The organism is Paenibacillus sp. TAB_01, from assembly GCF_043945595.1.
GTDB lineage: Bacteria > Bacillota > Bacilli > Paenibacillales > NBRC-103111 > Paenibacillus_S.
Genome location: NZ_JBIFNP010000001.1, coordinates 1,110,995 through 1,136,254, shown reverse-complemented (window position 1 = coordinate 1,136,254; position 25,260 = coordinate 1,110,995). Strand labels below are relative to the sequence as shown.

Sequence of the window (25,260 nt, the reverse complement as noted above, 5' to 3'; positions counted from 1 at the left end):
CAAACCGCAGCGTCGCGAATTTATCCGCCCATCTTCTGGATATAGGCGCTCAGATGCGGAGTATAGAAGGACTGGACGCTCTGAACCTCGTGCGCAATCCTTTGCTGATGCCGGATTGTGCCCATCTGTGCATGCTGGCGGTATTGGGTCAGAGACTGATCCAAAAAGACCATATCCTGGCCGGCGAGAATCATCCGCAGCCACAGATCGTAATCGTGCGTGTAAGGCAGGCGTTCGTTAAACAGGCCGACATACCCCAGCAGCTCCTTCTTTATAACAACGGTACAGCCGTTTATCGGGTTGTGGCTCAGCATGGCGGTGTAAAAGGACTGGACACTGGGAAACCGCCCGGCGACGCCCTGCTGGGTAACCCGGCTGTGCTCGTCGATGATATCGAAGGCCGTAAAGCAGAACTTCGCTCCGCATGCCTGCATGTACGGTATTTGCACCGCCAGCTTGTGCGGGTAGAACAGATCGTCGGAGCTGAGCCATGCGATATATTCGCCGGAGGCCATGCGGATCCCGTGATTTAATGCGCTGGCCGTGCCTCCGTTCGCCTTGCCGAGGTAATAGACCTGGCCGGCATAAGGCTGAATCAGCTCCGCATGCTGTGTCGAGCCGTCGTCAACCACAATGATTTCCACATTGGGATAGGTCTGCGCCAGCGCGCTGGCAATCGCTTGAGGAACATACGGGTCGTTATAAAATGGTATGATGATGGAAACCAACGGATGCATCATCTAGCCCCTTTCTGAATTTCATTCCGGTAATAAGCCAGAATGTCTTGGATGGATTTCTTAAAAGGAGTGGACGGCTGCCAGCCAAGCGCCCGAAGCGGCCGCAAATCCACCTTGGCGGGAGGCGGCGCTTCAGCATCGCCGATCTCCAGACGCAGCGGCACGGAGGCCCGCTCCAGCATCCGCTCGGCGACTTCACCGAGCGTGCGGCTGTAGCCTGAGCCGATGCCATATACCGCGCCGGGCCACCCCCGGCAAAGAATGACCTCGTATGCGCGCACCGCATCGCGCACATCAACAAAATCGCGTGCCTCTGTCGCCGAAGAGAGCCGGAACTCCGGCTCGCATAACCCGGCTTCGGCTCGCGCGATCCGCTCGGCCAGCAGGCCGCAGAGGCCTGCGGCCGGCCCGGGCCGATCAGATTGGAAGGCTGCCCGATCATGACGGACTGCCCGAACAACGAGCCCCACCAGCGGGCAAGCAGCACCTGGGCGGCCTTGCTCATCCCGTAAGGATGCGGAGGAGAGGCCTCTCCAGCACCCTGCCCCCACGCCATGCCCAGCATGGAGCCAACGATAAGCGCCCGGCTGCCGCCGTCTCCGTGCCGCTTCAGCGAATCCAGCAGACGCAGGGTACCCATAACATTCGTATCGATGAATGCCATGGGCTCGCGCCAGGATACGGCCACCTCGCCGAGCCCGGCCAGATGGAGCAGGTCATGCGGCCGGTAATCGGCCAGCAGCCGCTCGACCTCGTCCGGGTGATCAAGGCGGCAGACCGCCTCGGTCACCCGAAAACCCGCAGTCCCTGCAGCAAGCCTCAGGCTGCCGGGCTGCCGTACGGCTGCCACCACCTCATACCCAAGCGCGGCAAAATGCGCGCACGCATGCCTTCCCGTGAACCCGCTGGCGCCGGTGATCACAATTCGGCGGCCGTTCATTGCTCTGCCATCCAATCGCGCAGTTCATACAGCATCCTTTCGAAATCGGGAGCCGAGTAGCCCAGATCGGAACGTGTGCATTTCAACGTACGGTCAAGAACGATAGCATCGTCCGGACGAATTACGACATCCCTCTTCTCGAATACGCTTTGGAACAGCTCCAGCATCCGGCACTTGCTCAGCGGCTTCGCTGCGGTCAAATGCACCAGGCCGGTGATTTCTCGTCCCTCTTCCATCAAATGATGGACGAATTTGGCCAGCTCCAGAGTCGTCACTCCATTCCACGGCACTTGCAGGAAGCCCTTAATTTCCCCGCGCTGATGCATAAACCAGTGAAGCAAACCGATGCCTTTCTCACGAACTTCAGGTCCCACGATGGAAGTTCTTACCGTCACATGGGGAGCGCGGAAGATTTCGCCCAACGCTTTTGTTTTGGCATATACGGAAGTACCGTCCGGCACATGGCGCTCCTCATAGGAGCCGCGCTCCCCCGAGAAAACGCAGTCCGTGCTGATATGCACAAGTCTTGCTCCGAGACGATCCGCCAGCTCCGCCAGCACATGCGGCAGCAGTCCGTTAACGCGGTAAGCGTCCACTTCATTCTGTCTTGCAAAATCGTTCAAGATGCCTGCGCAGTTGACGATCATATCCGGCTTTAAAGCCGTCATCAGATGCTTCACGGCCTCAGAGTCCCTTGCGTCCAAATTAAGCCCCCGCGGACCAATGGATCGTCCTTTACCTGCCCTCACCGTATGAAATACTTCGTGAGAGGTGGTTCGGCTTAAATATTGGATCATCAAATGACCGGCCATCCCGTTACCGCCGATCACCAGCACTCTCATGGCAAAAACCCGCCCTGCATGAGCATCGTACGAATTTCATCCTTGCTCATTAAGGAATGAGCCGAGGAGTAGCTGTCCGAGCCGACGCGCGGGTAACCGCTGTAATGCGCCTTCAGACCAGGAATGTCCAGCGTCGGCAAAATGACGAGATAATCGTCATCGTACACAATCGTGTTCTGGGCTTCATAATCCGAATATAAAATTTCGTGTATTTTTTCCCCGGGCCGAACCCCCAGCTCTACAAATTCCACATTATTTTTGCCCAACGCGTTCGCAAGCACCTCGGCCAAATCAACAATTTTGCAGGTCGGCATTTTCAGCACAAAGATCTCTCCGCCCCTGCCTTCCGCTGTAGCCCTCAGCAGCATGCCGACCGCCTCTTTCAACGTTAAGAAGAAGCGCGTCATGTCCTTATGAGTAATTCCTACTTGATTCTTCTCCATAATTTGTCTGCGGAACAAATGGATCACGCTGCCGTTAGTACCGAGCACGTTGCCTCCCCGTACACAAACGAACGTCGTCTGTGAATGAAGAAGGTTGGCATATATGATAAGCTTTTCGCCGATCGCTTTGGTCATCCCGTAAAAGTTGGAAGGATTGGCCGCTTTATCGGTTGAAATGTTGATGACTTTTTTAATCTTGGTTTCGATCGCCGCTTCAATTACATTTTGCGTGCCGACCACATTCGTCCGCAACGCCTCATACGGCTGGTTCACTCGCATACCGGCACATGCTTCAACGCTGCCAGATGAAATAAATAATCGATGCCCAGACAGGCCCGGACCAAGGCTTCCTTATCCCGCACATCCCCGATGCAGAAGCTCAGCCTCGGATCCTCAAAGGTTCGCTTCATGGCTACCTGGCTCGATTCGTTACGGGAGAAAATGACGATCTCCTTCGGGTTGTGCGTCAGCAGCTGGCTGACCAGCTCGTGCCCCCACGAACCTGTGCCCCCGGTTACCAAAATCCTGCTGTTTGTAAACATTCTATTTTCCTCCCAGTACAAATTTAACAACCCTTCCGGAAACATCGTGATCCAGATAGCCGTCCGGGCAGGACCAATCGCATGGAAGCTGAATCATCAGCTTCACGGCCTCGACAATCCGGTCCACATGCAGACCGGTGACGACATTGCTTCCGCAATCCACCGTTTCCGGACGCTCCGTGCTGTTGCGGATCGTGACCGTCGGCACATGGAACAGACAGCATTCCTCCTGCACCGTACCGCTGTCCGTAATGGTGCATAAGGCGTTTTGCTCCAAGAACACGAAATCGAAAAATCCGAAGGGCTCATAAAATTCCACCAGCGGGTGCATGGATAAACCGGATAGATGCGCAATTCTTGCCCGTGTGCGGGGGTGAATGCTGCAGAGCACTCTGCGGCCCGACCAATCGGCAATCTCATTCAAGCCCTGTAATATCGCCCTGAGATGCACCGGATTGTCTACATTCTCTGCACGGTGCGCGGTGACAAGGAAATAGCTTTTCGGCTCCACGGCAAGCTTTTGTAGAATAGAGCTGGCAGCGATCTGTTTCTTGTAATATTCCAATACCTCATGGATCGGATTGCCGGACAGCACAACCCGCTGACTCGGAATGCCTTCCCGAAGCAAGTTCTGCTTGCTCTGCGGTGTGTAAGGCATGTTAATGGAGGAGATAGCGTCAATGACCCGCCGGTTCTTCTCCTCGGGCACCTCCAGGTCAAAGCACCGGTTTCCCGCTTCCATATGAATGACCGGTATGCCCATCCGTTCGGCCAGAATCGCGCATAACGCGCTGTTCGTGTCCCCCAGCAGCAGCACCTTATCCGGCATTTCCTTCTGCAGAATAATTTCTACCTCGGCAAACATGGTGGACAACTGGCTGCCTAGGGAATGGTTAGTATGCTGAAGCGTATAATCCGGCGCCCGCAGCTTCATTTCCTGGAAAAAAATATCGCTGAGCGTGTGTGTGAAATTTTGTCCCGTATGCACGATAACATGCCGCTCGGCCAGCTCATCCAGCTTGCGCATAATGAGACTAAGCCGGATAATCTCGGGCCGGGTCCGAGAATTGTAACAATTTTCATAGCTCTCTCCTTCTCCTCTTCCCGATTATGCTGCCTTCCGTCTCCTTCCGGCCGCCTTTCGCTTACTGCGCCCGGAGGCCTTCTTCGAGCCGGATAACCGTTTCTTCGCCGGCCGTTTTCTCGTTAATGTTTTACGCTTCCGCTTCCCTGGCCTCACCTGCGCTTTTCTCCTGGAGACCGGCCGCTGCTTCTTCCGTTTTCGGCGCGCCCTCTTGACGCTCGGTGAAGCCGTCTCCGTCAAGGTGCCGCCCAATTCAAGTGCAGTCAGCTCTTTGTCCGGGATTGTCACGATCCTTTCCGGGTCCCAACCGCGCTGCCGGATGCTGCGGACCGAGACGAAAGGAAATCGCCGGTGTTCCATCAGCAGATATACCGTCGGCCCGCTTCCTTTGGCCAGCATGACGGAAGGGCGATGACTGTGAAACGGGGCCTCCATAGAGACCGGAATCGAGGTAGGATACCTGTGCAGCACAGCATCATGAACCTCATGGATATCGCCCCACCGGTACTTGTAAAACAGAAATGCCTCCGAAGAACGAAAGGGGCGCTTTACGCCGTTTTCTATCAGAAAGGCCGCCGAGGCTGTCGGACTTTTATAGACTGCATTCATCCATAAGGGGGGCAGCGGACTGGCCATTCGTTCAGCCGTTAAGGCAGCGCACCTTAATTGAAACTGGTGCATCAACCGGCTTAATCGCAGACGGTACGTATCGAAGCCGAACGCTTCCTCCGCCTCCCGTCTATTCGCCTGATTGCCCAGCTCGGACGGGGCTGCCGTCAGCTTCTCCAGCATTTTCATCGCCAGGCCGATGACGTCCCCTTTCTCTACAAGTCCCGATGCATTGCCTGTTGTCCGTAAAATTTCGTCGAGTCCCCCCGCCCGGTAGGAGATGACGGTTTTGCCGAATATAAGCCCTTCCAGGGCCGTCATGCCGAAGCCTTCCTCAATCAGGCTCGGAATCACAACAAAATCCATTGCGGGATACAGCATTTCAATGTTCGATTCAAAGGAGACCCGATGAAACCGGTGGGTATACCCCGATGCTTGTATTCTTCTTTCGCAGCGCTCCATGTAATCCTTATCCGTCGTGTTGCCGATAATCAGGAACTGGACGTCAGGTACGGCAGGGCAAACCTTCAGAGCCATATAAATGAAGTGCTCCAAGCCTTTTTCCGGATGCAGGCTTGAAGAAATGTAGCCGACCAGCCGCTGCTCCGGGGCGATCCCCCATTCCGCGCGCCTCTGCAGCCTGTTGTACGTCCATTGCTCCGGGTGCAGCTCTTCCTTGCGCCATGTAGGAGGCAGAAGAGAAAGCTTGCTGGTCAATCCCTCCGCACGGAACGGCTGCAGCGTAGCTTCAGATATTCCGATGATCCAATCCGCATACCTGTCTATCCATCGTACGGCTGGGGCCGTGTCCCGCTCGGCGGATGCTTTTTCCGTAATAAACCAAGCTACCGGTATGCCTAACGCTTTGGCGGCTGCGGCCGGCATCGGGTTAACGATTGTATTGGTAATGACCAGATCCGGCTGATGCATATGCAGCAGATTGACGATGCCGCCATGCTCATGACGGCTTATTTTCTCCTCCAGCTCTTTGGTTACGCTGCCCTCTGGTTTGAACATACTCCACACTAAAGGTATGGGATGAACGATGGTGTTCAGCCCTCTCTGACCGGCTTCTTGCAGGAGCAGCCCTTCAGCGGGAACGACGAGCGTGCAGTCGAAATGCTGGCTCAGTTCGCCGGCAAGCACCAACAGATACTTTTCCGCACCTGTAATAAAGCTGTCGCCGCAAATGTGGGAGAACAGCATGACCTTGGGCCTGCTCATGAATGGACCCACATCCCTCCGTGTATTGGTTGTATTATGCTGTTGTACCATAATCATTCGTGCATGATTTTGCGGCATGCATCAAAGCAGCGGTACAATCCCTTTTTGGACTGCTTAGGTATTACAATATATTAGGTGGACAACTGTATCGGCACGACATATACCCCCCGTCCATTCGTACAATTACGACTGTATTCCATCGGTTTTCCAATAGCGGCCGGTGTGCCGATGGGATTCCCGTGACAGTGCTTCAGCTCGGCGGTACATCCTGCAGCGCAGGCCAAAGAACCGAGAGAATGTATCCCCCGGCATCCATCGAGATGAAGACTACGGCGCTTGTTGACCGTCCTCGAGCCCCTGCTTGAAGCCGGCGCTAAAGCCTTCGTTATACGCTTGATCAAAGGCAGCATTGTAAGCTCTGCTATAGCCAGGCGCCCGTTTTTTTCTGCGCAGTACCGGTCTCACCGTGCGGCGCGCCCTGCCTTTGATCGGATTTGACCTCCGAGTCTTATGGAGAGGTCCGTTCCTCCCCGCTTCCGGCGGGCGATCCTGCGTCGTGCCGACAGCGGTGTCCGCTTTCTTGCGGAAATACGCCGCTTGGCTCTTTTGGTTGTTCCAGACCGTTTCATACAACGTCTCCTTTCAACGGTTCATAGCCGGATCGCGCTCCTTGGACGGACGTCTCCGAAAAAGGAGCTTACCCGAAGATAAGGCGCAGCATTTGGGAAAGGCGATGGGGGTAGGTATGCTCCGACATCGTCCGCTTGAGCGCATTTAACGCGATAATCCGGCGCTCTTCCTCATGATGCAGATAATAGTCGATCTTATGAACGAGCTCCTCCCGAGAGCTGTACGTGACGATTTCTTTATCCGGTACATAGAAGCGTACGAGATCGTCGCGCATGTCGGTCAGCTGGAGCGTACCGCAAGCGGCAATCTCGAATGTTCGCGGGTTTGGCGAGAGTGCACGGATCAAACGGCTGTTGTTGTTAAACTCCATGTCGTCATGGGCCCGGTGCATATTCAAGACGATCTTGGTGCCGTTATAAAAGCTGGCCGTCTCTTCAGCGCTCATCCATTTGTTCAAATCGATTTTGGGAGACAGCAGCTTATACTGCCGCAGACGTTCCCACCAAATGCCCGAGATATAGCTGTTCTTTCCGGCCAAATACGGCGCGATCTGGTCGAAAACGGCAATCCGGTTCCAGTAGCCCGACCCGATAAAGCTGATGTCTCTGCGGTATTGGATCGGAATCATTTTGGGACGAAATACGGCCGTATTGGCGGCAAAGGGCAAATAATGGATTTGGGCGATACCGTTCTGCCGGTAAAACTCCACGCACTCCAGCTCCAGCGTAAACACAACGTCATAATGCCGGATCATTTCCAGCGTCATGTCCGTATAATAAGGATCGTCCGTCAGCCAGACAGCCGTCCGGATTCCCTCTGCGCGAATTTTATCGATCTCCTCCACAGGCGCATTCAGTCCGTCCAGCACTAGAACATAATCGGGCCGCAGCTTGAGTGCCGCGGCTGCAAAGTCCTGCGCCGGCGTCACGATAACCAGCTCGCGCACCAGCCCCCTCAATCCTTCTATTATGGATTGATCCAGCGGCGAATAGGGGAAGCCTTTGCCTGAAGTAATATAAAGTACGCGCACGTTCCACCAGCCGAGCGGCGCAGGCTTTATTTTGCGGACAACCGCCTCGCAGCGGCCGTAATGATAGCCGTAGCCGGCTCCAAGCCGATAACCCCTCTCCCAGCCCGACCGCCAGCCTCTCGGGGATCGGGCGGCAGCCGCCTTGGCACGCATAGCTTTTTTTGCCATATCAGGCTCCTCCTTCTTCCTTGATAATTCCGGCGTCCGATGCTTCCGCGTATCCGAGAAGCTTCAGCAGCTCACTGACCCGGGACAGGAACGAATGCTGCTGCAGTGTACGCTGCAAGCCGTTATAGGCGATTCGGCTCCGTTCTTCCTCATGGCTTAAATAATATTCAAGCTTCGCGATCAGCTCTTCCGGCGTCTGATAGACGGCCATATCCTGCCCCGGCATATACAGCTTCGGCAGATCCGCACGCAGATCCGTCAGCTGCATCGCCCCGCAAGCGGCCATTTCGTAGGTTCTCGGATTAGTAGACTGGGCAGGAATCGCTCTGCTGTTGCGATTATCCGTTTCATGCAAAAATCCGCGGTGCAGGTTCAGTACGATTTTGGCTCCGCTGTAATATTTCACCGTCTCCTCGATAGGTACCCAGCCTGCCCGGATATGAGGCGACAGCTGCTTGTAATGGGACAGCCGCTCCCACAGTCCTCCCGCCAGGACCAGCCGTTTGCCGGCTAAATACGGGGCAATCCGGTCGATAAGCTCGATCCGGTTCCAAAAGCCCATGCCGATAAAACAAATATCCGACCGGTACTTCGGTTCCACATGCTGAGGACGGAACAGCTCGGTATCCGCCGCCAGAGGCAGGTAGGCAACCCGCTTGCATCCGAGCGAAGCGTATAACGGGACACAGCTCTGCTCATGCGTCAGCACCACGTCATAATGGGGAGCAATCCCCACCGTGTCATCGGTAAAATACGGATCATCCGCAAACCAGATGGCCGTTCTTATTCCGAGCCTTCGGATATCGCTGATCTGCTGCAAATCGTCGCCGGAAACACATGCAGGCCGTTCAGCACCAGCACGATATCCGGTTTCATCTGTCTCGCCTGTTCGAGCATGTGCTGAGGCGAGCCGACGAATACCTCCCGCACGGTCCGCTGCAGCGCGGAGATGATGCCCTGATCGATAGCAGGAAAGCCCTGAGGCACATACATGAGTCTCAATGGCGCAGGCGGAGGGGAAACCGGCGTGTACCGGGTCCAGGATCGCCTCGCAGCGGCCCAAATGATATCCATGCTTAAAACCCAGCTGTCTTCCCGCTTCTTCCCCTGCGATGGCGCCTTCCGCTGCCGTGTGCTGCATATGCTCCCCTCCTCAGCCCTTTTATTTGAACTTTGTGGTCCAATCGAAGCCGATGGACGGATCGTTGTACGGAATCCGGTATTCATCCGGCTGCTTCGGATCATAGGCCATATTCGTAAAATAAACGATAGTCACCGGCTCATTCCCCAGCACCCTGTAGCCGTGCGCTACCCCGCGCGGAATAAACAGCAGATACGGATTGCCGGCGTTCATATAGTAAACGTCCGTCTGTCCATAGGTCGAAGAATCCTCCCGCATATCGTGCAGCACGACCTGGGCGTGGCCGTTAGGGAAATACCAAATGTCGTCCTGCAGCTTGTGATAATGAAAGGCCTTGATAACGCCGGGAAAAGACATCGACAGCGACGCCTGGCCGAACCGGCCGAAGATCGGGTCATCCTCTCTCAGCAGCTCCATGAAATACCCGCGGTCATCGCAGTGCTTCACAAGATTTTTTTGCTGAACCCCGTTAATTTTGCCCATTGCCGTTTTCCTCCTTATCCTGTTTACCGGGCCAATCCTCAAACAAAAATGTCTGCAGTGCCTCCCGCCAATAGGGAAGAGGCTTCAGTCCGCTCGCTCGAATCGCCATATCGTCGAATATCGAATATTCCGGCCTTCGCGCCGGCGCAGGAAATTGCTCCGAGCTGACCGGCAGCAGCTTGACTTCGCTTTTGCCGCCGAGCCTCAAAATTTCCTGCGCGAATTCCAAGCGTGAGCAGCCCCCGCGGTTCGCCGCATGATAAATTCCGTACCGGTTCGTCTCGATGAGCCTGCCGATAAATTGCGCAAGGTCATACGTATAAGTCGGCGAGCCATACTGATCGCTGACCATGGTCAGCTCGTTCTTCTGCTCAGCCCAGGACAGTACCTTGGTTACGAAATTGCTGCCCTGCCTGCCGTAAAGCCAGGAGGTTCGAACGATGAAGTATTTCTCACAGGAAAGCTGAACGAATTTCTCTCCATGCAGCTTGGAGTGGCCGTATATGCTGATCGGGTTCGTGCGGTCCTGCTCGTTATACGGCGTCCGCTTCGTCCCGTCAAAGACGTAATCCGTGCTGATGTAAACCAGCTTTGCCCCCGTCTGAACCGCAGCCAGCGCCACATTGCGTGTACCGAGGGAGTTGACCTTATAAGCCTCTTCCATCCGGGTTTCCGCCAGGTTCACCTGCGTGTAAGCCGCCGCATGCACGATAACGTCGGGGCGAACCGCCGCGACGGTGCGGAACACGGCCTCTTCCTCCGTTACGTCCAGCTCCTGGCGGGTAAACGCGTTGATCCGGTGCAGTCCCTGCTCCGAAAAGACCCGGACCAAGTCGTGTCCGAGCTGCCCGCCGGCTCCGGTAATAAGAATGTTCACGGCGTCTCTCCTCCGTTCTCTCTCAGAGGAGGAGCTGGTACCAGCTTCGACCACCAGCCGGTATGCCGGACGTACCAATCCAAGGTCTGCTTCAGCCCGGAGTTCAGTGTCCATTGAGGCTGCCAGCCGAGCTCACGCTGCAGCTTGGAGGAATCAATCGCATACCGGCGGTCATGACCAAGACGGTCCGTCACATAGCGGATATACGATTCCGGCTTCCCTAGCTCGGCCAGCAGCTGTCTCGTTATCTGCAGATTGGTCTGCTCGTTGTTTCCCCCGACATTGTATACCTGGCCCGGCACTCCCCGCTGTATGACGCAATCGATAGCAGCGCAGTGGTCCTCCACATGCAGCCAATCCCGTACATGTAACCCGTCGCCGTAAATGGAAACAGGCTGGTCCATCAGCAGCCGGGTAATGAGGGAAGGAATCAGCTTCTCCGGATTCTGATAAGGGCCGTAATTGTTGGAGCAGCGGGTAATGGCGACAGGCAGTCCATACGTTTCGTAATAAGCGCGCGCCATCAGATCCGATCCCGCCTTGCTTGCCGAGTAGGGACTGTTCGGTGCGAGGGGCGTCGTTTCCGTGAACATTCCCTCAGGACCCAAGGTGCCGTAAACCTCATCCGTTGATACGTGGACGAATTTGGCGATCTTCCCCTGCTTGCGTGCCTCCTCCAGCAAGCACTGGGTCCCCAGCACATTGGTTTTTACGAACGCATCGGGATGAAGAATACTGCGGTCTACATGCGATTCCGCTGCGAAATGAACGACATAATCGATCAGCTCTTCCTTAAACAAGCGTTGTACCGCTGCCGTATCCGCAATATTTCCATGAATGAACCTGTAATTCGGAAGAGCTTCCGCCTCAGCCAGGTTTTCAGGATTTCCAGCGTAGGTCAGCGCATCCAAATTGATGACCCGGTCCTGAGGGTAACGATGCAGCCAATAGCGTATGAAATTGCTGCCGATAAACCCCATGCCCCCGGTCACAAGCAGGGTTCTTTTAAGCAAGGTCATGACTCTTCACTCCCCATCAAGCGGGCTGCGGCTTCCTGCAGCGACCGATGTGTTCCTGCATCCGTCCACCAGCCGTTCAGCAGCGTCCATGTCAACTGACCTTGCCCGGCATAAACATTGTTTACATCGGTAATTTCCATTTCACCGCGAGCGGAAGGATTTTGCATGCGAATATAATCGAACACCCTCGCGTCATATAAATAGATCCCGGTGACGGCATATTGGGATGGAGGCTGCTCCGGCTTCTCAACGATAGTCGAGATATGATCCCCTTGCAAAACAGGTACGCCGTACCGATGCGGATCCGGCACCTTTTTTAAGAACACGTGGGCTCCATCCGGCTGTCTCTCGAACCACAGCACCGCTTCCTTCAATGAATCCTCAAATAAGTTGTCGCCCAAAAGGACAAGCAGCTTTTGATCCGGACGAACGAATGACTCCGCCAGAGCCAGAGCTTGAGCGATACCTCCGGCCTCTTCCTGGATTTTATAGCTGACCTCAAGCCCCCACCGCCTGCCATTTCCAATATATTCCATATATAAACCTGCCGAATGCTTACCCAGGACAAGCAGAAGCTCCTTCACGCCGGCCTCGGCCATTTTTGCAATGGCATAATGGATCATGGGATATTTCCCTACCGGCAGCAAATGCTTGTTAACGATATCCGTTAAAGGACGTAACCGGGTGCCCGTTCCGCCAGCCAAGATGACGCCTTTCATGCTTTTTCCCCTTTCCACGCGGAATTTCAGTTTCTGTTCAAATGCCTGCTGATATGATATGCGTATGCCGATGCCTCCAAATGGACGAATACCACGATCCTCTCAAAATTGGCTGATGACCCGTGTATTTGTCATGAAAGGGGCCAGTATGGATCGTTAAAATCACCTATATTTTGTAATTAAATGGAAAATAAATTAGTTATTATAAATTCCGTTTCACAATCATTATCTTTTCATTAAATAAAAAAAGACGAAGAACCCCAGCGCCCGGCTGGGGTTCTTCGTCTTTCTAATTTCAACTAATCAGAACAGGCTCCTGTCTTTCACGGTAAGCTTGTACATAGGAGGAGAGCGCCCGGTCATCCATAGGCCTGCCGAGCAGGAAGCCCTGCACACAATCGCAGGAGATGTCCCGGAGGCAGCACAGCTGCTCTTCCTTCTCGATTCCTTCCGCCAATACTCCGATGCCGAGCTGATGCACCAAATGAATTACCGACTCCACCAGCGCCTTCTCCCGTGCGGAATGGGGAATGCCATGGATGAACGAACGGTCGATCTTGACCAGATGGACCGGCAGACGCTGCAAATAACTGAGCGAAGAATAGCCTGTGCCGAAATCGTCCAGCGCAATACGGACACCGTACTCCTGCAGGCGGCATAAGTTATCAGCGGCGGCAGCCCAGGACAGAATCAGCATGCTTTCCGTAATTTCAAGCTCCAGCGCTTCCGGCGAAAGCCCCGTTTCCTGCAAAACAAGGCAGACGCTGTCCGCGAATGACGCTTCCTGCAGCTGAACGGCTGAGATATTCACGCACATCACCGCTGTTATGCCTTCCGTCTCCTGCAGAAGCCGGTTAAACCGGCACGCTTCGCGCAGCACCCATTCCCCGATCGGTACGATCCAGCCGGTCTCCTCCGCAATCGGGATGAACTTGTCCGGCGGAATGCTCCCCAGCTCGGGGTGATGCCACCTCAGCAGAGCCTCGAAGCCTCGAATGCGCTCCGTCCCCGTCTCGAATTGCGGCTGATACAGCAGCTGAAATTCTTCCCGCTGCAGAGCGCCGGCCAGCTCCTGGCGAAGGCGCATAGGGTATGCATCCGCTGCGGAGAGCGGCATTGCCTCCTGGGCGAGAAGCAGCGCCTGCTGGTGCTGGACAGACAGTGCTTCTTTAGCTTGAGCTTGGGTTTGAGCCTGAATTAAAGCTCCTACTTGAGCTTGATATTGAGCTTGGGTTTGGACTTTGAGATGTGCTTGATCTTGCATTTGGTCTTGTGCTTGGGTTTGAATTTGGACTTTCGGTTGTGCTTGGTCTTGTGCTTGAACTCGGTCTTGTGCTTGAGTTGGGACTCTGTCTTGTACTAGGGCTTGGGCCTGAGCCGAAGCTTGCTCCCGCTCGCTGGCCGCCCCTTCTTGTACCGCAGCCTGTACCTGCAGTAAGGCTTCTGCCTTGGAAGGACGAGCCTCATGCGAGTCCGGGCAGAAGGCCGATTCCGATGCAGCGGCCGCGGTCTGCCGATAGGCTGCCGCCTCGGCCTCGGCCTGGTCCAGCATCCGCAGCCTGTAGGCCAGCGCCCGCTTCGCTGAATCGGTCCATCCCTTCCCGATGATCCATCCAAGCGCCGTAGCCAGCAGCATGGCTGCAATAACCCAGCCGAAGGCAACCGGACGAACCCATAACAACCATCCCGACAGCCCCATCGCCAATGAGACCGCGTACAAGCCTCCGGCACACAGACGTCTGTACCACCAGGAGCGGCCTGACCATTTGACGGTTAACCCGTTAACCAATAAAACGAATACAGTCATCAGCGCCGCATGATTGGAAAACTGAACGAGCATTTTCAAAGCAACCAAAGCCAATACCTCCCGCACCGAAGAACTAAAGTGGGCCCGCTATTTATGAAATACCGTTCATGTTCGTCATATTAATGTAAGCCTGTTTGAAGGGCCGAGAGGTATTATCCCAACAAAATATACAGTAAATTTACGAATCTGTATGAAATTAGTATTAAATTTCTTTGCAATGCGTCTTCCGTTCTCACAATCGGATAAATTGTTAGCCAAGGTCGCATATAATTCATAATCCAGGGGAAATTCCGTTAATTATTAAAAAAGTATGAGCCGCTTCGTACGATCCGGCTACTCTAAAAACTGCCGGAACGACGTTAACAGCTGCCCGAGGCTCTCCGTCATCTCCCGAAGCGCCTGCTCCAGCTCCGGCGTCCCGGCACTTCCTTCGGCGTCTGGGGCCGCTTCGGCTATCGCTTCCTCCAGACGGACGGAAGCTTCATATAGCCCGGCGGCCGAGAGGCTGCCTGCAGCGCCTTTTAACGTATGCACCAGCCGTTTGGCGTCCCGGCTTCTGCCTTCCTCCAGCGCCGCATGAAGCTGGGCTGCAAAATCTCTGTAGTCATGCTCGAAAATTTTGACCATCTGGAATAAAATTTGCTTTTTACCGTTGACACGAGCCATAGCTTTGGATACGTCCATCCCCGGCACGACCGGGAACATTTCGGCAGGAGCCTCCTCCAAAGCATGCGACCCGTCATCATGGAGAGGAAGGACTTCCGAGGCGGAGCTCCCAAGCCATTTGCGGATTGTCGCAAACATCGGCGTACTTTCCAACGGTTTCGTTATAATATCGTTCATCCCGATTCGCAAATAGCTCTCATGGTCGCCCTTCATCACATTGGCCGTCATAGCGATGATCGGCAGCCGGCGGTACCGGGGATCGCTGCGAATGGCTCGCGTCGCTTCGATTCCATCCATCTCCGGCATATGGATATCCATCAGCACCAAATCCCAGTCGGCTTCCTGCAGCTTGGCCAATGCTTCCCGGCCGTCGTGCGCCACCTCTACCCGGTAGCCTTGATGGGTCAGCATTTCTACGGCAACCTGCCGGTTAATCTCGTTGTCCTCCGCCAGCAGAATACGCTGTCCCGTCACATGGAACGAGGCAGGTTCAGGGAGATGGTGCCCATGCTCCGCTGCGGCCCCGCTCTCTCTCAGCGTGAGGCTGCGGGCAAGCACTGCCTCCAGCGTCTGAAACAAGCCCGGGCGGCTGAACGGCTTGACAATGATCCCGTCCGGCCGCTCCTCCGGCGGCATCCCCAGCATTTCATCCCTTCCGAAGGCGGTCGTCATAGCGATTGTAATCATACCAGCCGCCTTGGCCGCCTGCTGGAATTGAATCCACGTCTCGGCGCCGTACATATCCGGCATCTCCATATCGAGCAGAGCCAGCCGGCAGGGCTTGCCGCCCTCCGGAGCCGCAAATTCTTCCTCCGACAGCTTGGACGCCGCGGTCTTCCATGAATTGAAGGCGGCTGCCGGCTCCAGGGAGAACGAGCGGAGCAGATCTGCCAAATGCGCCGTCATCTTTTCATTATCCTCGACAATACATACCGGCAGCTGCCCGTAGGCTTCGCTCAGCCTGTGCTCCACCCCATGCGATTGCGGGGAACGCTCGAACGAAAGCGTGAAGGCGAACGTGCTGCCGGCGCCGGGCTGGCTCGTAACCTCCAGCTGTCCGCCCATCATTTGGATCAGGCTGTCAGCGATAACAAGGCCCAGCCCGGTCCCTCCGTATTTACGGCTCGTAGAACCGTCGGCCTGGGTGAACGGCTGGAACAGCTTGTCGAGCTGCTCCTTCGAGATGCCGATCCCCGTATCTTCAATCGTAAAGCGCAGATGAACCCGCTGTGATGTCTCTCCGGCAACCTCCATCTGAATTCGGACATAACCCTTGTGAGTAAATTTGACCGCATTGTTGCTAATATTCAGCAAAATTTGCTGCAGGCGGATCGGATCACCGATCAGCGCATCGGGAACGACGGGAGGCGTATCGATAATCACCTCGAACTGTTCCTTGCCGCCCATAAAGACACTTAGCAGCTCCGACAGCCGGTTCATAATTTTCTCCGGATGGAAGACGACCGAGTCCAGCTCCAGCTTGCCTGCCTCCACCTTCGAGAAATCAAGAATATCGTTAATAATCCGGAGCAATGCACGGGAAGAAGAGACTATTTTCCGCAAATAATCGGCTTGTATATCGTTTAGCTCGGTTTTTTGCATCAATTGGGATAAACCGACGATGCCGTTCAACGGCGTCCGGATTTCATGGCTCATTCTCGCGAGGAAGTCGCCTTTGGCCAGATTCGCTTCCTCCGCCTCCTGCTTAGCTTGAATCAGCTCCTGCTGCACCCGCTTATGCTCCGTAATATCCCGGGAAATGCTGACGACTCCGATAAATTTGCCGCTGCGGTCCCGCAGTCCGTTCGAATTATGAGCGACCGGGAACCGTGTGCCGTCCTTACGGACAAAGGTTCACTCCCTGTCATATGAAAATTGCAGCAGCCGCAGCTCATGAAATACCGATACATCCGCAGCGACGGGTCTGCCCAGCATCTCGGAAAGCTCTGCCGCGGTCTGAGCCAGCTCTTCAGGAGCAATGAGACAGCTCGGATCCCCTTTATCAATTAGCTCCTCGGCCTTGTAGCCCAGCATTTTTTCGGCATTTTTGCTAAAGTAATTAATCTTGTAATTTTCATCCAGCGACATGATTGCAAAATCATTTTGGTTGATGATCGCCTCCAGGCGCTCGAACATTTCCTTCAGATGGGCCATCATCCCATTGACGGAAAGGGCCAGCGCCCCGATTTCATCCTGATGCTGGATCGGAATCGGATGAAGATCGAAATGCCCTTCCGCCACTTTTTCCGTTACGGAGACGATGTCCCGGATGCGCTTGATCTCCCGGTTGAACAGCACGATAAGCAGCCAGATCAATACCCCTTCGGCGGCAATTATCGTTAAAAGATTTTTCCAGAACAAGGAGGCAAGCGGCTTCTCGAACTCGACGACCGGCACCTCAAGAACCAGATGCCAAGGCGTACCCGCGACCTCAGAGTAGAATACGAGCTGCTGCTCCGTTCCCCGGCCCGCTTCCCCCGAGCCCTGCTTCCCCTGCATCATGTCCTCTGCCATTTCCCTCAGCAAAGAAGCGCTGTCCTTGATATTCGCGCTCCCAATCAGCGAGGCATCCGGATGATAAATGATTTGCCCGCCCTGCGTGAACAACAGAATGGTATCCCGGGCGCCGATCTTGAAATTGGTGACCTGGCTGAAAGCGGTCTCTACGCGGATCGATGCGTTAACGATGCCGATGACCTGCTCGCTGTCTCCTAACACCGGAACCTGGATGGTGAACAGCATGGCCTGCGTATCCTGTCCGCGAAAAGCATCGGATATCATGCTCCGCCCTTTCAGCACTTCATTGAAGGTCGGCTCCTGCCGTATATTCAATTGCTTGCCCGTCGTAAACGTCAGACGGCCCGTCACATCGGAAAACCCGATCCAGTCAAAATTGCCCTGGCTCCTCTCAAGCTCTTTGCTCAAATATTGCAGCCGTTCCTCCTGACTGCCAAAGCGCACCTTTTCCGTGCGGCTCATCACCTCAACCTCAGCCAGCCGGTTCTGAATCCATACGGACAGATTGTATGCCCGCGTCGACACCTTCGCATCGGCATTGTCCTTCAGCGACTCGATAATCAGCTCTTTGGCTGAAGTATAATTGCCGATGCCTACCACAATAAAAGAGAGGCTTGTGATCACAAATACAACCACCATCATTTTAAAGCGCAGCGACCATGTCTTCATGCTTTGTATCCGCTCCCTGCCAAATGGTACGCCCCTGCCTGCCAGAGGCGGTAGTTAAAGAAAAACTCTTAAGGAGCGCTCTCCCTAAGAGTTTCCACCCATATATTTATAACCGATGCCCCATACGGTCTTGATTAATTTCGGTTCCTTCGGATCCTGTTCGATTTTTTTGCGGAGGTTGGCTATATGTACGTCGATTGACCGGTCGTTGACGAAAGAATCGATGCCGCGCAGCGCATTGATCAGCTCGTCCCGGCTGAATACTTTTTCCTTATTTACGACAAACAGCTTCATGATTTCAAATTCGGAATATGTCGTTTCGACAAAATTCTGATGAACGAAAATCGCTCTGCGCTCATAATCCAAGGTGATCGGATCTCCGTCCTCCATGAATTTCATCAGCGGAGTCGAGCTGTAGGCGTATTCATGCGCGTTCATATTCGTGCGCCGGATTAACGCCGCTACCCTGGCGGTCAGCTCACGCATGCTGAAGGGCTTGCATAAATAATCGTCCGCACCTGCCATCAGGGCATCCACACGATCGAGCACATCCGTTTTCATCGAAACGGCCAGGATCGGGATCGGGGATATTTTGCGGAGCTCCTTGCACAGCTCGATCCCGTTAATGTCAGGAAGCACGATATCCAGTATAATCAGGTCCGGATGAAATTGCTCCAGCTGCTGCATGCCTTCCTTACCGTCGACCGCTCTCTTTACCGAGTAGCCTTCTTCCGATAAATACATCGTGGACATGTCGCCTACCATATTATCATCTTCAATAAGTAGTACTTTGTACATCCCGAACCACCTGTTTCCGCTCATATGTTAGTAAAGTGTTAGCAAAGTTAGCAATTTATTAACGATCAATTGATATTTATTACATGAATTTCAAGTAAGATATAGATTTGATTGTCGAATCTAGCTAATTGCTCCTACTCTAATATACTATATGTCGTAAAAGGTCGTCCATAAAATTAGAGGAAAAAATACCCGTTCCCCGCAAATAAAAAAGAAGAAGCTCCATTGTACACAATAAAAGAGCTTCTTCTCTATTAGGTCTTCTTGCCTAGTTCATAGCAGCCTGCCGCTGTCCGGCAGCCAAGGCGCTTCCGATAATGCCGGCATCGTCGATATGCCGTGCAGGCGCTATCGTCAGACGCTCCCAATAGCCGCTGTAAACCGACTGCTGCAGTTGTTCTCTCATCGGCGCAAACAGCCGCTCTCCGGCTAATGCCCCGCCTCCCCCTATCACAATCATATCCGGGCTGTACAGCGTTACCGCATAGGCCAAGCCTCTGCCCAGCAGCTGTCCCGTATGATTCATGACCTCGACGGCAACCGGGTCGTTCACATCATAGGCTTTGGACACGTCCGCCGCCGTTATGCTTTCAATGGAAGTATCCCGGAACCACTCCCGAAGCACGCTGGATCTGCCGCTGCGGATAAGATCGCGGGCCTGTCTGGCTATTCCCGTTGCGGAGGCAACCGTCTCCAGGCATCCTGTCATACCGCATCCGCAAGTATAAGGGATTTGCTCCGGAAAGATGAGGTGCCCGATTTCCCCCGCCATATAACGGCTGCCGTAAAATAAATGCCCCCGGTTCACCGAAGCCGCCGCGAGGCCGGTTCCAATAGTAATGCCCAGCACATGCTCATATCCTTGCGCAGCTCCGCATACCGTCTCGCCGTATACGTACATTCGCACATCATTATCGATAAAGGTTGGGATGCCGGTCCGCCTGCGGATTTCCTCCGCCGTCGGAATATCCGTCCACTTCAGGTTCCCCGCGAACAAGGTTACGCCGCGCTCCGGGTCGATGAAGCCCGGCGTCCCCGCGCCAACCGCTGAAACGTCCGTACGCGGGGTATTCGTCTCGCGAAGCAGCTGATCGATCATTCCCCCAATTTTATCAAATACGTAGCCGCTTCCCTTGAGCGCCTCCGTCGGCTGCTTAACTTTATGGATTAGGCTGCCTTGAACGTCCACTAAGCCGCATACGATATTCGTCCCCCCGATGTCCATCCCAATCAACTTGCTCATGCCCATCCTCCGCTCCCTGAAAGCCTCTAATTAGTTTATGCCGGTGATTCGTCTGATCCGGCAAGGTACACTTCGACCTGCGACGCCTCCAAGGCGGAAGCCAGCTCCGGCGTTAAGGGCGCGTCGGTAATACAGCCGTCCAGCGCCGACAACGGAACGATACCGAACAAGGACGCCTTCCCTACCTTGGAGTGGCTCACGACCGCAATCGTCCGGGACGAGCGTTTGATTAGCAGGCGCGCGATCTGCGCTTCAAGCTCCGAGTACGTCGTCACTCCCTGCGCGAGGGCAAAGCCGTCGGCGCCCATAAACATTTTGCCGATGTTCAGATCCCCGACGATTTTTTCCGCAAGCGGACCGCACAGCTCAAACGTATTTTTGCGAAGCACGCCGCCCGTCAGCACGACCTGCACGCCCTCGCTGTCCGCAAGCTCCATCGCGATATTGACTGCGTTCGTCACCACCGTAATATTTCTTCGGGACTTGACGGCCCTTGCGATCAAATACGTCGTGGTTCCCCCGGTTAAACCGATCACATCGCCTTCCTCGATCAATGCCGCGGCCTTCGCCGCAATCTTTTCCTTCTCCAGCCATAAAAGCTGTTTCTTCTCGTCAAAGGAAACCTCGCGCATGCCGCCTATCCCCTCGAATTGCGCGCCGCCGATGGTCCGGATCACCGCTTCCGTACGAACGAGATAATCCAAATCGCGGCGGGCGGTCGCCTCGGAGCATTGGTATTTGTCCATAATTTCCTGAATCGTAATACGTCCCTGGGTCTTCAACACGTTCATGATCCTGCTTCGGCGTTCTTCGCCTTTGGATAATTCCTGCTCGCTCATTCTTTACACACTCCAACTGCGCGGGAAGCTCCCACATCCCTGATTATGACGCTATTATATGGCTTTCGGTTGACTTTTTCAATCATAACCATGCTTTTTTAGCTCATCACCGTTCACAATACAATCTTCCGAATCGGCAGCAAGCTCCAATGTTGACAGGAAAAAGACTAGAAAAAAGCGCAAACCGTCCTGAGACAGCCTGCGCTTTGCTTAGTTCTTTCTTAATAATAATTATTCAGCAGTTCCGGTCTGTACAAGCTGGCTGATATAAGCCGCTGCATCCTGCTTTACTTTAGCTACCGTATCCGCGTCCACGTTCGCCGAATTGGCATCAATGTATTGGTTTACGGAAGCCAGGAGCTTCTGAGTTAATTCGGAGCTGTTCAAGCCTGTTGCAGCTGCAAGGCTCGATCCTTGCTTTAAGGCATCCTCGACTTCATAAAGCTCTTTATCCGCCAAAGTAGCCGCTTCGGAAGCCGCAAGCTTCAGATGCGCCTCTACGTTTGCTTTCAGATCATCCGCGGCTTTCTTCCCCGTTGCTGTAAATCCGGGTGTAGTGATGATGGTTTGAATTTGGTCGTAAGCTTCGTTCTTCACTTGATTCAAGTCGCCCTCTAAGACCGCGCCTTGAGCCGCACGATCGATATCGCTGTCCATCAGCGCCTTCAAGGAGCTGTAAAGACCGCTCTCGGACAAACCTGTCGCTTGAACCAATGTCGCTCCGGATTGCAGGGCATCCGTCACGTCGATATAGTCTTTATCCGAAAGTAAAGTAGCATCTGCTACGATACTGTCCAGTCGGGCGTATACGGCCTCGTACACTGACGAAGACACGGTAGCGGAATTGCCGGTTAACGAAGCGCTAGTCTTCCCGGTTGCAATCACTTCGGCCAATTGACGGGCACCATCTTCCTTCGCCTTCTGAACCACACTCGGAGCGATGTGCTGCTGACTGACTGCGTTATCGATCGTTTGATTCAATTGTGCCGTCAGCTTCGAGGTCAACTCTGCTTGGGAAAGGCCTACTGCCTGAGCCAGCGATTGGCCTGATTGAAGACGCTGCTCGATGTCACTCGAATCTTCAGAGGAAAACGCAGATGCATTCGAGAATACCAGGCTCAGCTGACTTTGAATGACAGCGTTCAAATCAACAACAGCTGCCGCGGCAGCCGGCTGGAAGCCTTTTTCCGAAACCGCGGAAGCGATGGCTGCAGCGCCTTGAGCCTTCAATGCATCCAGTTCAGAGGAGCTTGCATCCGAATCCTCATATAAGTGATTGATGTCTTCTTTCAGAAGACCGGTCAGCTTGTCGGTCAACTCGGAAGCGGACAATCCGGACGCTTCAGCAAGCGTCTGGCCTTTAAGCAGCGCCTCGTTGATGACAGCCGCATCTTTGTCTGCAAGCCAAGCCGTGTCACGTACAATGCTGTTCAGATGCTGGGCGACAAGCGGGGAATATCCCGCCGCTGCGGATACGGAAGCCGTCTGTGCAAAAGCTTTGGTACCGAAGCCGCCTCCCACAAAGCTGCCCAGCAATAGTGCACAAGCTACACCGCCGGTCATTGTTTTTCTTGCCAGTTGATTTTTCTTCATTTTGTTTCTCTCCATTCCTCAATGTAACTATTTCGTATAAGAAATATTTTTAATCGAAAAATTATTAGAACAAATATTCCTTATTAAATAGTTTCTACACGAAATATATCACAATCAAAGTGAGTTGTGAATCCTTTTTCGGAAGCAAATTGTGAATAAAATGTGAAGGGGTCACGAACGCATTCTATGTTTTTTTGCGTTTTCACTTATTTTCTTTAAGGTTTGGTTAAGCACCTGCAGCTCCTGCACGGTAATGCCGGACAGCCATTGCGATACCAAATCCCGCTCTTTATCCTGCAGTGTTTCCAGCAGCTCGTTCCCCTGCTCGGTAATACTCATGCAGACGACCCTGCGGTCGCCGGTGATCCGCTCCCTTTTGACATAGCCGTTTTCAATCAGCTTGTCGCATAACAGCGTCACTGCGCTCGAAGATAAGAAAAGCTCCTCGGCCAGCTCGGAAACCTTCAGCGGCTGCTTAGAGCGAATCGTTTCCAGAGCGTTCACCTGCGAACCTGAGAAATGGTTATCCATAATTTTGTTATAATGCATCATTTTGCGCATGATGTGCTGAAGCGTTAATTCCAGTTCTTCCATCACTTGGCTTGTAAGCATATCGCACTGCCTCCCACTGGATAAGCAAGGAAAACCCGCGTTTTCTCCGAAAAGAAACCGCGGGATGCTTCAAGGTCGCTGAAAAAGTAACTGCTGTACGTATGAAATTCCGCTTCCGATCGCGGGGACACGGCGAATACCGGCGCTTCTATAAGAAGGCTTCCATACGCTCCGTTACTTTTCCTTGCAGCCTTGGATGCTTTCCTGCTCCATTTATTTGTACACAGCCAGCAGCCGTTTGGCTTCACCGAATTCGGTACTGACCGCTTCATAAATTTGAAGGGTCATGTTGTTATCCTGCTGCTCTGCTTTGACGTTGTCGAATCGGATGTTGATTTCGCCTGTGACCAATTGGTTGACGCCGCCGCTTTGGGTAAAGGACAGATTCTGCTCCGCCACAGTGCGTCCCGCGCTATCCACAAGCGCCACTTTCATCTTGGAGAAATCCTGATCCACCACGATATTGTCGGTTTGCTGGACATCCAGATGCATTTTGAGCTTATACCCGTAGGTTAACTGCGTATTCGCTGCGGTCACCACATTGGTTGTCGCTGCGATGGACCAGCTGTCCACCTTCACTTCAAACGGATAGAAGGACAGCGTATCCCCCATCCCCGTCTTCGGCTCAGGCTGCGGAACTGCCGCCACACTCAGGGCAGCCATCGTCGATTTAAACGGCGCCGCCGATTGGGTGTCGGAAAGCTTCAATACGAGATGGTTACCCTGCTCCGAGCTTGGGATAATAAAAGCATAGCTGACCACCTGCGTTAATCCGGGCATCAGCTGCTTGGACGAGCTTACCTGACGGCTGCCCGAATAGCTGATGCCTTCCGGCGTATTCAATTCCGCTCCAAAGGCAGGCACCGGAATAGGCGCTTGGCTCTTGTTGGTCAGTTTAAACTTGGCCACGGCCGTTTTGTAGCCTACGCCCTGACTTTCGTTCATCGTAATGTCCACCAGCGATACGTTGACATCAGGGTTCATCATTTTATTCAGCGGATCAAATGAAATGATGCTGCTTCCCGCGTAATCCACCGGCTGAATTTGGGAGGCAGGCAGCTCGCCGTCCGGCAGGACGATCTGCAGCCGGCCGACATTGTAGCCGACCGAAGCCGCTTGGCCTTTAGCATCCGTCGTTACGAAGCTTTCGGGAGTCAGCACATTGATCGTTTTTAGAACTGTGTCCTGCTCCGTACCGACGGCGAAATGAATATACCGTTTCTCCTTCGGTTCAATGGTTACACTCCCCTGCTCTACGCGGGGACCTTGGAAGGAAGACTGGCCGTCTTTGCCTTCGAGAATCAGAGCGGGGATCGTTTCCGTCGATTCGCCTGTATTTTCGACAAGCATTTTGACGATATATTCCGTTTTTTGCCCGTCATATTGTTTGCTGATATCTACCGGAGTATAAGTCAGGGGCAAATTGCTTGAAGCCAGGGTGAACGATTCCCCCCACGGCTTGATCGATGCGGGATCCTGGAATACCGCGTCCGAGCCCGCCCAGCCTTGACCGGAAACCGGTGTCGTCAGCATGACGTTCTCCGTTTTGGGATACACATTCCAATCGACGTCGACCCATTGCAGCTCCGTGAGCCGGACCGGCTTTTTATTATCGAGCTTGACGAAATAACTCAACTCATTCTCGGATTGAGCCAAAGCCGAGCGTATATTGCCTGCGCTTGGAAGCAGCGTGTAAACCGCGCCGTCCGCCGTCTTGGCGCGCAGTTCATAATCGGGCACGCGCCGGTTATCGTTGCTTTCGTTCTTCAAGCGGACGACAACGCCGATTTTGACGCTGTCCGACGTCCGTTCATTCAGGATGCTTTTCACCTGAACCTGCAGCGCATCCGTCAAAGCTTGGTATACCGGAGCATTAGCAGCCGCCTCCTGTGCTTGCTGCTCAGGCTGCTCGGCCCGAACGGCCCCGGCAGAGCCGGACGCTGCCGCTAACGCCAAGGTTAGCGCCAGCGCCGTTTTTCCCCACATTCTATACATATATCGAATTCCTCCAAATGGTCAGCATCAGGT

At 54.0% G+C, this 25,260-nt stretch carries 20 protein-coding genes and 3 pseudogenes; all 23 read right to left on the bottom strand.

Annotated features, from left to right (window positions below):
* Positions 1–20: 20 nt before the first annotated feature.
* Positions 21–740: a glycosyltransferase gene (locus ACHHV8_RS05535; RefSeq protein ID WP_395157386.1), complete on the bottom strand. Its 720-nt coding sequence runs from the start codon at positions 738–740 to the stop codon at positions 21–23.
* A complete protein-coding gene (locus ACHHV8_RS05530) occupies positions 700–1,677 on the bottom strand; it encodes an SDR family oxidoreductase (protein WP_395157385.1) in 978 nt (325 codons plus the stop codon). Before ACHHV8_RS05530 ends, ACHHV8_RS05535 begins: the two co-directional genes overlap by 41 nt.
* Complete coding sequence (locus ACHHV8_RS05525; RefSeq protein WP_395157384.1) at positions 1,674–2,519, bottom strand: dTDP-4-dehydrorhamnose reductase family protein; 846 nt, start codon at positions 2,517–2,519, stop codon at positions 1,674–1,676. Before ACHHV8_RS05525 ends, ACHHV8_RS05530 begins: the two co-directional genes overlap by 4 nt.
* Positions 2,516–3,504: pseudogene (locus ACHHV8_RS05520) on the bottom strand (polysaccharide biosynthesis protein). Before ACHHV8_RS05520 ends, ACHHV8_RS05525 begins: the two are co-directional and overlap by 4 nt.
* A 1-nt stretch (position 3,505) precedes the next feature.
* Positions 3,506–4,587, bottom strand: a pseudogene (gene wecB / locus ACHHV8_RS05515) (non-hydrolyzing UDP-N-acetylglucosamine 2-epimerase).
* Positions 4,588–4,612: 25 nt separating this feature from the next.
* Entirely contained in the window at positions 4,613–6,421 is a 1,809-nt protein-coding gene (locus ACHHV8_RS05510) for a glycosyltransferase family 4 protein (RefSeq protein WP_395157383.1), read from the bottom strand.
* A 327-nt stretch (positions 6,422–6,748) separates the two neighbouring features.
* Positions 6,749–7,054, bottom strand: a complete 306-nt coding sequence (locus ACHHV8_RS05505) for a FliH/SctL family protein (RefSeq protein WP_395157382.1) — start codon at positions 7,052–7,054, stop codon at positions 6,749–6,751.
* 64 nt (positions 7,055–7,118) lie between these two features.
* Positions 7,119–8,249 carry a CgeB family protein gene (locus tag ACHHV8_RS05500; RefSeq protein ID WP_395157381.1) on the bottom strand — a complete coding sequence of 377 codons (1,131 nt, stop codon included), beginning with the start codon at positions 8,247–8,249 and terminating at the stop codon, positions 7,119–7,121.
* Between the two features lies 1 nt (position 8,250).
* Entirely contained in the window at positions 8,251–9,069 is an 819-nt protein-coding gene (locus ACHHV8_RS05495) for a CgeB family protein (RefSeq protein WP_395157380.1), read from the bottom strand.
* Positions 9,033–9,323 (bottom strand): hypothetical protein, encoded by a 291-nt coding sequence (locus tag ACHHV8_RS05490; RefSeq protein WP_395157379.1) that lies wholly within the window; start codon positions 9,321–9,323, stop codon positions 9,033–9,035. The genes ACHHV8_RS05495 and ACHHV8_RS05490 overlap by 37 nt, the downstream gene beginning before the upstream one ends.
* Before the next feature lie 88 nt (positions 9,324–9,411).
* Positions 9,412–9,873: a dTDP-4-dehydrorhamnose 3,5-epimerase family protein gene (locus tag ACHHV8_RS05485; protein WP_395157378.1), complete on the bottom strand. Its 462-nt coding sequence runs from the start codon at positions 9,871–9,873 to the stop codon at positions 9,412–9,414.
* Positions 9,860–10,750, bottom strand: coding sequence for a dTDP-4-dehydrorhamnose reductase (rfbD, locus tag ACHHV8_RS05480; protein ID WP_395157377.1), 891 nt, complete (start codon positions 10,748–10,750; stop codon positions 9,860–9,862). The genes ACHHV8_RS05485 and rfbD overlap by 14 nt, the downstream gene beginning before the upstream one ends.
* Positions 10,747–11,769 (bottom strand): dTDP-glucose 4,6-dehydratase, encoded by a 1,023-nt coding sequence (rfbB, locus tag ACHHV8_RS05475; RefSeq protein ID WP_395157376.1) that lies wholly within the window; start codon positions 11,767–11,769, stop codon positions 10,747–10,749. The genes rfbD and rfbB overlap by 4 nt, the downstream gene beginning before the upstream one ends.
* Positions 11,766–12,488 carry a sugar phosphate nucleotidyltransferase gene (locus ACHHV8_RS05470; protein ID WP_395157375.1) on the bottom strand — a complete coding sequence of 241 codons (723 nt, stop codon included), beginning with the start codon at positions 12,486–12,488 and terminating at the stop codon, positions 11,766–11,768. Before ACHHV8_RS05470 ends, rfbB begins: the two co-directional genes overlap by 4 nt.
* Positions 12,489–12,783: 295 nt before the next feature.
* On the bottom strand, positions 12,784–14,343 hold the full coding sequence (locus ACHHV8_RS05465; protein ID WP_395157374.1) for a putative bifunctional diguanylate cyclase/phosphodiesterase: 1,560 nt from the start codon (positions 14,341–14,343) through the stop codon (positions 12,784–12,786).
* A gap of 285 nt (positions 14,344–14,628) precedes the next feature.
* Positions 14,629–16,692, bottom strand: a complete 2,064-nt coding sequence (locus tag ACHHV8_RS05460) for a hybrid sensor histidine kinase/response regulator (protein WP_395163428.1) — start codon at positions 16,690–16,692, stop codon at positions 14,629–14,631.
* Positions 16,690–18,117 (bottom strand): annotated as a pseudogene (locus ACHHV8_RS05455) (PAS domain-containing protein); the annotation flags it as partial. The gene ACHHV8_RS05460 and the pseudogene ACHHV8_RS05455, both read right to left, overlap by 3 nt.
* Positions 18,118–18,231: 114 nt before the next feature.
* Entirely contained in the window at positions 18,232–18,945 is a 714-nt protein-coding gene (locus ACHHV8_RS05450) for a response regulator transcription factor (RefSeq protein ID WP_395157373.1), read from the bottom strand.
* A 268-nt stretch (positions 18,946–19,213) separates the two neighbouring features.
* Positions 19,214–20,188: an ROK family protein gene (locus ACHHV8_RS05445; RefSeq protein WP_395157372.1), complete on the bottom strand. Its 975-nt coding sequence runs from the start codon at positions 20,186–20,188 to the stop codon at positions 19,214–19,216.
* Positions 20,189–20,223: 35 nt separating this feature from the next.
* A complete protein-coding gene (locus ACHHV8_RS05440; RefSeq protein ID WP_395157371.1) occupies positions 20,224–21,027 on the bottom strand; it encodes a DeoR/GlpR family DNA-binding transcription regulator in 804 nt (267 codons plus the stop codon).
* A gap of 231 nt (positions 21,028–21,258) precedes the next feature.
* Positions 21,259–22,620, bottom strand: coding sequence for a hypothetical protein (locus ACHHV8_RS05435; protein WP_395157370.1), 1,362 nt, complete (start codon positions 22,618–22,620; stop codon positions 21,259–21,261).
* A gap of 171 nt (positions 22,621–22,791) precedes the next feature.
* Positions 22,792–23,232: a MarR family winged helix-turn-helix transcriptional regulator gene (locus ACHHV8_RS05430; RefSeq protein ID WP_395157369.1), complete on the bottom strand. Its 441-nt coding sequence runs from the start codon at positions 23,230–23,232 to the stop codon at positions 22,792–22,794.
* A gap of 213 nt (positions 23,233–23,445) precedes the next feature.
* A complete protein-coding gene (locus tag ACHHV8_RS05425; RefSeq protein WP_395157368.1) occupies positions 23,446–25,227 on the bottom strand; it encodes a hypothetical protein in 1,782 nt (593 codons plus the stop codon).
* Positions 25,228–25,260: the final 33 nt, after the last annotated feature.